The organism is Pseudonocardia sp. KRD291, assembly GCF_019263595.1.
In the GTDB taxonomy this organism is placed as follows: Bacteria; Actinomycetota; Actinomycetes; order Mycobacteriales; family Pseudonocardiaceae; genus Pseudonocardia.
In genome coordinates this window covers 1-9,935 of sequence record NZ_JADQDD010000239.1, presented here as the reverse complement: position 1 = coordinate 9,935, position 9,935 = coordinate 1, and the positions used below count along the sequence as shown (strand labels likewise).

Here is a 9,935-nt window from a genome sequence, read left to right as displayed (position 1 = left end):
GAACGGCAGCCCGACGGCACCGGTCGCGGTCGCGACGGCGAGCAGCACCCCGATCGTCGCGGTCGGGGTCAGCGCGGCGAACAGCAGCGCGCTGCGGATCCGCAGCGCGGCCAGCAGCGCCGCGCCGGGCAGGAGGGCGACGAGCAGGCCGGCCAGCAGCGTCAGGTGGTCCAGCGGGCCCACCTCCGCGCGCGGTCCCGCGGGGGCGGCTCCGATGGCGCCCCGGCGGTCAGGGGCCTCACTCGCCCGCCGCGCGCTCCGCCCGGGCGGCGGGCGACCGGTCCGGGAGGTCCGCCGGCGGCGGCACACCGGCGGCACCGTTCGTTCCGGTGGCGGTCGAGGCGGGGATCTCGACCCCGACCACGGCGGCGGTCTCGGCCAGGCGCGCGGCGAGCTCGTCCTCGCGGCGGGCGAGCTCCGCGTCCCGGATGGCCAGCTGGCGGGCCAGGTTGGTCAGGTGCTGGCTGATCTCGCGGTCGCGCAGGTAGGAGTTCAGCATCCCGAACACGAACGCGACCACCAGCAGGTAGACGACGAGGTCGGTACCGCGGCCGATGCCCAGGTGGCGGGCGACCCAGGTGACGTCGTCGGGCCGGAGCACCGCGTAGATGTTGACCAGGACGAACGCACCGAAGGCCAGCCGCTTGCCTGCCCGGATGCCCACGTTCTGTCCACTGCGGACGAAGTAGACCAGCGCGGCGACGGCCGCCAGCACCAGCACGATCTGCAGGATCAAGGGTTCACCTCTGGCCTCGCACGGACAGGTCGAACAGGATGTTCACGCCGTTGAGCAGCGACTGTCCCTTGGCCCGGGAGTAGTCGGTGTAGATGATCGTCACCGGCACCTCGCGCACCCGCCAGGGCGAGCGGGCGAGGGCGTCGACGATCTCCGAGGCGTGCGCCATGCCGTTCATGCTGATCCGCATGTTCTCGGCGACCTGGCGGGAGATCACCCGCAGGCCGTTGTGCGCGTCGGTCAGCCCGAGCTTGCGGCTCGACGGCGAGAGCGCCACCACGGCACGCAGCACGAGGCGTTTCAGGCCCGGGACCTGCTCGGTCGACTCCAGGAACCGCGAGCCCAGCACCACGTCGGCCTCGCCGGAGCGGGCCACCTCGAGCATCCGCTCGGCGTCGTCGACCGAGTGCTGGCCGTCCGCGTCGAACGTGACCACGAACCGTGCGCCGCGGCGCAGCGCGTAGTCGATCCCGGTCTGCAGCGAGGCGCCCTGCCCGAGGTTGATCGGATGCCGGACGAGGTGCGCGTGCGTGGTCGCGATCCGGGCCGCGGAGTCGTCGCGGCTGCCGTCGTCGACGCAGACGACGTTCGGGAAACGGGTGCCCAGATCCGCGATCACGTCGGCGATGACGGTCTCCTCGTTGTAGACGGGGACCACCACCCACGTGTCCGTGTCGGGCACCCTCACTCCCTCGGGTCAGTTGCGGCGTGTACCCGCAGGCTATCGGTCCGTGCAGACGGCTCCCGCCGGGGATGACGGAGTCGGGTGGATCTCCGCTCCGTAACCTCGTGTCCCATGGAGCCCCGTGCACTTCTCGAGGCCATGCTGTCCGACCTGGACGGCGCGCCCGACCTCTACAAGCCGACGAACTTCTGGCAGACCGGCCTGGAGCAGGTCGTGAAGGACCTGCGTGAGCACGGCTTCTCCGACTTCCGCCGGCACCCGAGCGCGACGTTCTTCTACGCCCCGCGCTACGGCCCGGTCGCGAAGCCCGCGGTCGCGCTGTCCCGGCTGGCCGGGCTCGCCGGCGCGAACGGCAAGCTGGTCAAGGACCGGCTCGACCAGGTGCCGGTCGCCCGCGGGCACCACGGGGTCGTCCGGGCCCTGGACCTGCCGGACGCCGCCCCGCGGATCGCCGGGATGTCGGAGTCCACCGTCGGGTCGCCGACCGAGCAGCTGACGTTCGACGGCCGTCGGCACAGCCGCTCGTCGCTGAACTACCTGCGCGGGCTGGTCATGCTCAAGCGCGCCGTGCCCGACCTCGCGATCGAGACCGTGCTGGAGATCGGCGGCGGCTACGGCACGCTCGGCGAGATCCTGGTCCCGCAGAACCCGGGTCTGCGCTACATCGACGTCGACATCCCGCCGGTCGCCGCCGTGGCGACGTACTACCTGCAGCAGGTGCTCGGCGCGGACGAGGTGCTCGACTACGGCGCCACCCGCGACGCCGAGAAGATCGAGATCGACCAGATCACGCAGCGGGCGGCGGTCCTGTGCTCCTGGCAGCTGCCGAAGCTGGTCGGGTCGGTGGACCTGTTCGCGAACTTCATCTCCTTCCAGGAGATGGAGCCCGACGTCGTCGCCAACTACGCGCGCCTGGTCAGCGGCCTGGGCGCGCGCTACCTGCTGCTGCGCAACTCCCCGGTCGGCAAGCCGAACGTGCGCAAGCCCATGCTGCGCGAGCGCTACCTGGAGGCGTTCCCGGACTACGAGCTCGTCGCGTCCGACTGCGGGCTCTACGGCCAGGACAGCGAGGGCACGCTGTCCGAGGTGATGGTGTTCGTCCGGCGATAGCTAGCCTGGGGCCATGCGCATCCCCGACGCGATCACCATCGGCGAGCACCGGGTAGGACCGGGCGAGCGGCCGTTCGTGATCGCCGAGATGTCCGGCAACCACAACGGCTCCCTGGACCGGGCCCTGGAGATCGTCGACGCGATCGCCGGCACCGGTGCGCAGGCGGTGAAGCTGCAGACCTACCGCGCGGACACGATCACGATCGACGCCGACGGCCCGGCGTTCCGGATCCGCGACGACCACGGCCTCTGGGGCGGTCGCAACCTCTACCAGCTCTACGAGCAGGCGCACACGCCGTGGGAGTGGCACGAGCCGCTGTTCGCCCGGGCCCGTGCGCACGGCCTCGTCCCGTTCTCCAGCCCGTTCGACCCGACCGCGGTCGAGCTGCTGGAGTCCCTGGACGCCGCGGCCTACAAGGTCGCCTCGGCCGAGCTGGTGGACCTGCCGCTGATCCGCCGGATGGGGGCGACCGGGCGTCCGATGGTGATGTCGACCGGGATGGCCACCCTCGGCGAGATCGACGCCGCGCTCACCGCGGCCCGCGACGGCGGCGCGACCGAGATCGTCCTGCTGGCCTGCACCGCGAGCTACCCGGCGCAGCCGCAGGACGCGAACCTGCAGACGATCCCGGCGCTGCGCGAGGCGTTCGGGGTGCCGGTCGGCCTGTCCGACCACACCTACGGGATCGGCGTGGCGGTCGCGTCGGTGGCGATGGGTGCGGTCGCGATCGAGAAGCACGTGACGCTGCGACGCGACGACGGCGGCGTCGACTCCGACTTCAGCCTGGAGCCCGGCGAGCTCGCCGCGCTGTGCCGCGAGTCCGACGCCGCGCGCCTGGCGATGGGTCCGGCCCGGTTCGGCCCGCGCGAGTCCGAGCGCGACACCCTGGCCCTGCGCCGCTCGCTGTTCGTGGTCGCCGACGTGGCGGCGGGGGAGAAGGTCACCGAGGCCAACGTGCGGTCCATCCGACCGGCAGGTGGTCTGGCCACGGACACGATCGGCACCGTCCTGGGCCGCACGTTCACCCGCGATGTCGAGCGCGGCACGCCCCTGACCTGGGACCTGATCTAGAACCGGGGAGCCTGGCTCTCACCGTCCGGCGTCGACCACGAAGTCCCGTTCGAGCCCGAGCAGCACACGATCCGCCGTCAGGAGGGCGAGGCCCTCGAGGTGCGCCTGCGCGACGATCAGTCGGTCGAACGGGTCGTGTCGCGCCAACTCGGGGAACGCGCGCAGTCCCTCGGCATGCGCGGCCGTGACGTCCAGGACGGCGAACCCCTGTTCGTCGAGGATCGTCGGTAGGCCGACGGGCAGGTCCAGCTTGCCCAGCATGGACTTGATCGTGAGTTCCCAGATCGACGCGGTCGAGACATGCACGGCCGACGACGCCTCGATGAGCCGCTGTGCCCCTGGTCCGATCCGGCTGCTTCCCGACAGCACCCACAGCAGGGCCTGGCTATCGAGCAGCAGCATCGTCGTCCGGTTCGTCGCCGTAGAACATCTTCTGGATGTCGGGGTCGAGATCGTCGAAGTCGGCGTCGTCGTAGCGGATCCGGTCGCGTAGTCCGCCGAACCGGACGGTCCTGCGCTGGTGGGGGACCAGGTCGGCGACGGGGGTGCCCGCTTTCGAGATGGTGATCCGTTCACCGGCGGCGACCCGTTCCAGAAGGCGGGACAGGTGGGTCTTGGCCTCGTGGATGTTGAACTCGGCGGTCACTGGCCCTCCTTCGGACTTAGTCCAGTCTAGTTGAAGTTCGACCGGGTGTCCGCTCGCGTGACGTCGTCCGCACCGCGGTCGCCCCACCCGCGGGCGGCGAGGGCCTCGCCCAGCTCGTCGGCGTAGCGCAGGGTCCGGACCACGAACGGCACGGCGAACGCGGTGATCGACCGCTCCGCCCCGCGGGCCCGGGCCGCCTCGCGCACCGACCCGGCGATCCCGGCCAGCGTCCCCACCGCCTGCACGGTGAGGCCGACGACCACCCCGACCCGCTCCGGGTCGACCCCGAACCGGCGCAACGGGCCGAGCGCGCGCTCCACCGCGTCGACCAGATCCTCGACACGCGTGACCAGCGTGAACAGCGATGCGACGCCCAGGGCGGCGACGATCCGCAGGCACACCACCAGCGCCTGCGCCGGCCCGAGGAACCACCACTGCACGGCCAGGATCAGCACCACCAGCAGCGCGAGGGTCCGCAGCAGCGGCCACACCCGGCGCAGGGGGATCCGCGCCACCAGGAACCCGGCCGCGACGAGGGCGCACGCCCCGCCCAGCCACCACGGCGACGACAGCGCCACCGTGGTCGCCGCGAACACCAGCACGAACAGCAGCGACGGCCCCGCCGGGGCGCGGTGCAGCACGCTCGAGCCGGGTTCGTGGAGCCCGAACGCGCTCACCGGCAGAGGTCCCGGTAGTGCGCGATCGCGGGGCCGGGCTCGTCGTCCGCGACGACCTTTCCCCCGTCGAGGACGACGACGCGGTCGAAGTCGTCGAGCAGGTCCAGGTCGTGGGTGAGCATCAGCACCTGCTGGCGCAGGCCGGTCAGGCGTTCGGCGAAGCGGCGCTTGTTGCGCAGGTCGAGCAGGGTCGTCGGCTCGTCGCAGACCAGGACGTCCGGGTCACCGACGAGCACCGCGCACAGCGCGAGGAGCTGTTTCTGCCCGCCGGAGAGCTGGTGCGCGGGGTGCTCGGCGTAGCCGTCCAGGCCGAACTCGGCCAGGGCCCGCGCGGCCCGGGCGGCCCGGTCGCGGCGGGGTACGTCGGAGCGGCGCAGCGAGAACGCGACGTCCTCGCCGGCCGTCGGCATCACGATCTGCGAGTCCGGGTCGGTGAACACGAACCCGACCCGCCTGCGGACCGCGGGCCCGTGCCGGGCGGGGTCGACACCGTCGACGAGCACCCGCCCGGTCTCCGGCACGACCAGGCCGTTCACCATCCGCGCGAGGGTCGACTTGCCGGAGCCGTTGGCCCCGACGAACGCGACGCGGTGCTGCGTCAGCCGCAGGTCCACCCCGTCGAGCACCACGCGCTCGCCGAACCGGTGCCCCACCCCCTCGAACTCGATCACGAGACGACCTCCCACCGGGCGGCGACGCCGAGACCGCCTCCGGAGGACAGGGCCGAGAGCCCGGTCCGGCCCCGTCGGGCGCGGACCAGGTGGGAGAACAGCCGCACCACGAGTACCGCACCGGACGCGCCCCACGGGTGCCCGAGCGCGATCGCGCCGCCGTCCGGGCTCGCGGTGTGCTCGTCGACGCCGGCCGCGTCCAGGCAGGCCAGCGCCTGCCCGGCGAACGCCTCGGTGAACTCCACGGTGTCCGGCGGGCCGGGAGCAGCGGACGCGGAACGAGTATCAACACCGTGCAGGACCTCGGTCATCGCGGGGACGGCGCCCAGCCCGAGCAGGTTCGGGTCGCATCCGCGGGTGGCCGCCGCGGCCAGGGCCAGCCCGGGTACGCCGAGTGCGCGCCGGACCCGCTCGCTGACCACCAGGACGGCCGCGGCGCCGTCGTTGACGCCGCAGGAGTTCGCGGCCGTCGCGGTCCCGTCCGGGGTGAACGCGGGACGGAAGCGGGCCAGCCGCTCGGGGGTGAAACCGGGGCGTGGCCGCTGGTCGGCGCCCAGCCCGGCGACCGGGACGAGCTCGGCGTCGAAGGTGCCGTCGGCCTGCGCACGGACGGCGCGGGAGTGGCTGCGCGCGGCGAAGGCGTCCTGGCGCTGCCGGGAGATCCCGGCCTTCGCGGCGACGACGTCGGCGGCCGGGCCCATGTCCGGGTCGCCCAGCTCGGCCGGGGCGAACGGGGCGCGGGTGTAGCGGTCGCCGCCGGGCCAGTGGCGGTGCGGGGCGGTGGACGCGCTCTCCACGCCGCCGGCCAGGTAGGCCTCGCCGTCCCCGGCGCGGACCGCGGTCGCCGCGGCGAGGATCGCGGCCAGCCCGCTCGCGCACTGGCGGTCCACCGTCATGCCGGGGACCTGCTCGCCGAGACCGGCGCGCAGCGCGGCGACCCGGGCGGGGTTGCCGCCGGGGCCGAACACGTTGCCGAGGAGCACGTCGGCGACGGGCACGCCGGCGACGCGCGCGGGGGACCCGTCGACGGGGTGGCCGACGTCGGCGAGCAGGGCGCGCAGCACCGGCGCCGCGAGCTCGTCGACGGTGGCCCCGCGCAGCGCGCCCCCGGCCGTGCCGATCGGCGTCCGCCGGGCCGCGACGACGACGGGTGCGCGGTCCGCGGTGCTCACCGGGCCCCCTGCGGGACGTCTGCGAGCGGGTCCGTGGCGAGCGGGTCGGCGGCGAGCGTCCCGTCCCGCAGACCGGCGTCGACGACGGCGCGCGCCGGCTTGCCCGACGACGTCCGCGGCAGCGCCGCGGTCACCAGCCACCGGCGGGGTCGCTTCCCCGGCGCGAGCCCGCTGCGGGCCGCGTCCCGCAGCGCCCGTGTGGACGGGCCGCCGTCGCGGGGCTCGATGACGGCCGTGACCAGCGCGCCCAGCGTGGGGTTCGGCGTCCCGGCGACGACGACGTCGGCCACCCCCGGCACCGCCCGCAGCACCGACTCGACCTCCTCGGCCGCGACCAGCGCGCCACCGCTGGAGATCGTCGCGCTGCCCCGCCCGTGCACGACGATGCCGCCGTCGTCGTCGATCTCCGCGCGGTCCCCGACGCTGCTCCACTCGTCGCCGGCCGGGTCGAGGCGGCCCTCGCGCAGGTAGCCGGCGAACGACTGCGGCGAGCGCACCCACAGGACGTCGTCGCGCACCTCGGTCCGGACGCCCGGGAACGGCCGCAGCGCGCCGCCGCCGCGTCGCGAGGCGATCAGCGAGTGCTCGGCCGAGCCGTAGTACTCGATCAGCTCGACGTCCGGCAGCACCCGCGCGCAGCGCTCGCGCAGGACCGCACCGACGTGCGCCCCGCCGCAGACGACCGTGCGCAACGCGACCGGTCCGGGACGGCGTTCGAGCCCGTTTAGCAGGCCGGTGAGCATGGCGGGGACCAGGTGCAGGCTCCCGGCGTCCCGCGCGTCGTCGGTGTCCAGGCGGGGCCGCAGCCGCAGGTCGGCGCCGTGGTGCAGCGCGTGCAGGGCCCCGAACAGGAACAGCGACGAGCTCAGCGGCCCGGCGATCAGCACCGGCCCGGCTACCGGGCCCAGCGCGTCGAACCCGAGCCGCCACGACCCGCGGGTGCGGGCCAGGACCTTCGGCCGGCCGCTGCTGCCCGACGTCGTCGGCAGGTAGAACAGCGGGTCGTCGCCGGTGACGGGGTCCACCTCGGGTCCGGGCGCCGGCACCCCCTCGGCGACGACGGCCGGTGCCGCGTCGGCGAGGACCGCGTCGCTCTCGCGGGGCGTCCAGCCCGGGTCGACGACGAGCGTCGCTGCGCCGAGCAGGTCGGCGCCGAGGAACCAGGCCAGCGTCGCCTCCGGGTCGGCCGCGTCGGCTCGACCGGCTCGAGGGGGGAGCCGGGCGTCCACCGCGACCCGGTCGCCGGCCCGGACACCGCGACCCCGCAGCGCCGCGGCCGCGCCGTGGGCGCGCGCGAGCAGGTCGGGCGGGAGGGCGGCGTCGCGCAGGATCGGCGGGCGGGCGGTCACCGGACTCGGTCGCCCCGTACCGGCAGCAGGTCCGGCAGCGCCCGGTGCACGAGCCCGGTGACGACCGCGGCCAGCACGACCTTGAGCAGGTCACCGGGCACGAACACCAGCGACTGGACGGCGCCGGCCCGGAGGTCGCCGAGGACCAGGCCCAGTACCGGCACGCCGATCACGTACTCGCCGAGCATCCCGGCCAGTGACGCCAGCAGCATCACCGGCAGCGTCCGCTTCCGGGACCGCGCCACGATCAGGCCGGTGATCAGTGCGGCCAGGATCCAGCCGAACAGGAAGCCGGCGCTCGGCCCGACGAACGGCGCGATCCCGCCGCGCCCGCCGGAGAGCAGCGGCAGCCCGATCGCGGTCAGCGCGAGCAGCAGCAGCACGGCGGCGACCCCGCGACGCCAGCCCAGGACCGCGCCGGCCAGCACCGGCCCGACGTTCTGCAGCACGATCGGCACCCCGGACGCGCCGACGTAAAAGCCCGGGAACAGGCCGAGCACGGCGATGAACGCGGCGAACACGACCATGCGGGCGAGATCCGCGGCGGGCAGCGTGGGGCGGGAGCTGGGCACGGGACGAGGTTAGGTCACCCGGTGCCGGACGAGGAGCGTGCCGTGACCGGGGTGACCCGCTCACGGGCGGGTGGCATCCCCGCGTGAGATGACGGTGGTGGCGCTCCGGCCGTCCCGGACAGCCATGGACATCATCTCACCCGCCGGAGCGTGCAGGTCAGGGGAGGATGCGGCGGTGGGTGGCGAACCCGTCGTCGTCGGCCGGTCCCGCAGGCCGGTACCCGGCCCGGGCGAACAGCCGTGCGGACGCGACGTTGTCGGCGTGCACGACGGCGATCACCGGGGTGCCGGGGCCGGTGCGCTCGCGCAGGGCGTGTTCTCCGGCGGTCAGCAGTGGCCCGGCCAGCCCGGACCCCCGGCGGTCCGGCGCGACCGTGATCGAGACCTCCCAGTCGTCGTCCTCGCGGTCCCAGCGCACGGTGCCGACCGGGCCGGTGTCGTCGGCGACCACGAGAAGCAGCCGGTCGGTGCGGTCCAGGGAGCGGCGCAGCCAGGCGCGGTGTTCCTCGGGGCGGACCTCCTCCGACGTCCGTGACCAGCGACGGGTCTCCGGGTCGTTGCGCCAGGCCAGCAGCAGTCCGGCGTCCGCCTCGGTGGCCGGCCGCGCGGTGACCGTGTTCCCGCGACCGCGGGCTCCGACGGCCGCCGCCACGGCCTCGACGATCCGCTCGGCCCCCCTGCCGTCGACGACGGTCCGGGCGCGGGCCGCGAACCCGGCGCGGACGCCGGGATCGGTGAGCAGGGGCCGGAGCGTGTCCGCGGTCGACGTCGCGTCGGCCACGTCCGCCGGGCCGCCGAGACCCAGTCCGGCCCCGGCCTCGACGACGGCGCGGTAACCCTCGGTCTGGTTGTCCGCGGCCCGGACCAGCGCCATCGCGACGCCGACACAGCACAGCTCCCACACCGTCGTCCCGGCGGCGCTGATCACCAGGTCGGCCCGGGCCATCGCGGCGGGCAGGTCGGACAGCGGCGCGATCGCCCGGAACCGTGCGGGGCCGGTATCGGGGATGTCGAGCCCTCGCCCCGCGGGGACCACCACGTCCACCTCGGCGGGTACCCCGACGGCGTCCAACGCCCGGACGACGGCGGGCAGCAGCCCCGCGGCGTCGGTGCCGCCCATCACCACCAGCACGCGCGGTTCGTCTCCCCGGGCGGTAGGGCCGGATGTCGAGGCACCGTCCGCCCGGGCCGATACCGGCGGCGCGCTCGCGGGCGTCGTCGATCCAACCGGGGCGTGCGCCGCGT

General features: G+C 74.7%; 13 protein-coding genes. 2 read left to right on the top strand and 11 right to left on the bottom strand.

Translation table 11 applies throughout. The annotated features are described in order from the left end of the window. The 3 genes from I4I78_RS25160 to I4I78_RS25150 form a co-directional block, all read right to left on the bottom strand. The coding region (locus I4I78_RS25160; RefSeq protein WP_218613965.1) for a hypothetical protein at positions 1-183 on the bottom strand (183 nt) is incomplete at its 3' end. A 55-nt stretch (positions 184-238) separates the two neighbouring features. Next, positions 239-736, bottom strand: a complete 498-nt coding sequence (locus I4I78_RS25155) for a DUF2304 domain-containing protein (RefSeq protein WP_218613964.1) — start codon at positions 734-736, stop codon at positions 239-241. A gap of 4 nt (positions 737-740) precedes the next feature. Continuing rightward, positions 741-1,418, bottom strand: a complete 678-nt coding sequence (locus I4I78_RS25150; RefSeq protein ID WP_218613963.1) for a glycosyltransferase family 2 protein — start codon at positions 1,416-1,418, stop codon at positions 741-743. A gap of 114 nt (positions 1,419-1,532) precedes the next feature. On the opposite strand from I4I78_RS25150, the gene I4I78_RS25145 reads away from it, so the two are divergent. Together I4I78_RS25145 and pseI are read left to right on the top strand one after the other, a co-directional pair. Beyond that, positions 1,533-2,531 (top strand): putative sugar O-methyltransferase, encoded by a 999-nt coding sequence (locus tag I4I78_RS25145; protein ID WP_218613962.1) that lies wholly within the window; start codon positions 1,533-1,535, stop codon positions 2,529-2,531. A 13-nt stretch (positions 2,532-2,544) separates the two neighbouring features. Further along, complete coding sequence (pseI, locus tag I4I78_RS25140) at positions 2,545-3,603, top strand: pseudaminic acid synthase (RefSeq protein ID WP_218613961.1); 1,059 nt, start codon at positions 2,545-2,547, stop codon at positions 3,601-3,603. 18 nt (positions 3,604-3,621) lie between these two features. On the opposite strand, the gene I4I78_RS25135 is transcribed toward pseI, so the two are convergent. The 8 genes from I4I78_RS25135 to I4I78_RS25100 all read right to left on the bottom strand — a co-directional run bounded on the left by I4I78_RS25135 (position 3,622) and on the right by I4I78_RS25100 (position 9,822). After that, positions 3,622-4,005, bottom strand: a complete 384-nt coding sequence (locus tag I4I78_RS25135; RefSeq protein ID WP_218613960.1) for a type II toxin-antitoxin system VapC family toxin — start codon at positions 4,003-4,005, stop codon at positions 3,622-3,624. Further along, the gene (locus I4I78_RS25130; RefSeq protein ID WP_218613959.1) at positions 3,989-4,249 is read right to left on the bottom strand and encodes a type II toxin-antitoxin system Phd/YefM family antitoxin; all 261 of its coding nucleotides are present in this window, start codon (positions 4,247-4,249) and stop codon (positions 3,989-3,991) included. The genes I4I78_RS25135 and I4I78_RS25130 overlap by 17 nt, the downstream gene beginning before the upstream one ends. 26 nt (positions 4,250-4,275) lie before the next feature. Beyond that, positions 4,276-4,926 carry an energy-coupling factor transporter transmembrane protein EcfT gene (locus tag I4I78_RS25125; protein WP_218613958.1) on the bottom strand — a complete coding sequence of 217 codons (651 nt, stop codon included), beginning with the start codon at positions 4,924-4,926 and terminating at the stop codon, positions 4,276-4,278. Continuing rightward, on the bottom strand, positions 4,923-5,597 hold the full coding sequence (locus I4I78_RS25120; RefSeq protein WP_218613957.1) for an energy-coupling factor ABC transporter ATP-binding protein: 675 nt from the start codon (positions 5,595-5,597) through the stop codon (positions 4,923-4,925). The genes I4I78_RS25125 and I4I78_RS25120 overlap by 4 nt, the downstream gene beginning before the upstream one ends. Continuing rightward, positions 5,594-6,769 (bottom strand): thiolase family protein, encoded by a 1,176-nt coding sequence (locus tag I4I78_RS25115; RefSeq protein ID WP_218613956.1) that lies wholly within the window; start codon positions 6,767-6,769, stop codon positions 5,594-5,596. The genes I4I78_RS25120 and I4I78_RS25115 overlap by 4 nt, the downstream gene beginning before the upstream one ends. Beyond that, positions 6,766-8,118, bottom strand: coding sequence for an AMP-binding protein (locus I4I78_RS25110; protein WP_308252346.1), 1,353 nt, complete (start codon positions 8,116-8,118; stop codon positions 6,766-6,768). The genes I4I78_RS25115 and I4I78_RS25110 overlap by 4 nt, the downstream gene beginning before the upstream one ends. Further along, entirely contained in the window at positions 8,115-8,645 is a 531-nt protein-coding gene (locus I4I78_RS25105; RefSeq protein ID WP_218613967.1) for a biotin transporter BioY, read from the bottom strand. The genes I4I78_RS25110 and I4I78_RS25105 overlap by 4 nt, the downstream gene beginning before the upstream one ends. A 202-nt stretch (positions 8,646-8,847) precedes the next feature. Then, a complete protein-coding gene (locus I4I78_RS25100) occupies positions 8,848-9,822 on the bottom strand; it encodes a bifunctional UDP-2,4-diacetamido-2,4,6-trideoxy-beta-L-altropyranose hydrolase/GNAT family N-acetyltransferase (protein WP_308252345.1) in 975 nt (324 codons plus the stop codon). Between the last annotated feature and the right edge of the window lie 113 nt (positions 9,823-9,935).

Excerpts from the sequence above, each read along its gene's own strand:
- I4I78_RS25145 (WP_218613962.1), top strand. The coding sequence starts at position 1,533 with ATGGAGCCCCGTGCACTTCTCGAGGCCATGCTGTCCGACCTGGACGGC.
- I4I78_RS25105 (WP_218613967.1), bottom strand. The coding sequence starts at position 8,645 with ATGGTCGTGTTCGCCGCGTTCATCGCCGTGCTCGGCCTGTTCCCGGGC.
- I4I78_RS25135 (WP_218613960.1), bottom strand. The coding sequence starts at position 4,005 with ATGCTGCTGCTCGATAGCCAGGCCCTGCTGTGGGTGCTGTCGGGAAGC.
- pseI (WP_218613961.1), top strand. The coding sequence starts at position 2,545 with ATGCGCATCCCCGACGCGATCACCATCGGCGAGCACCGGGTAGGACCG.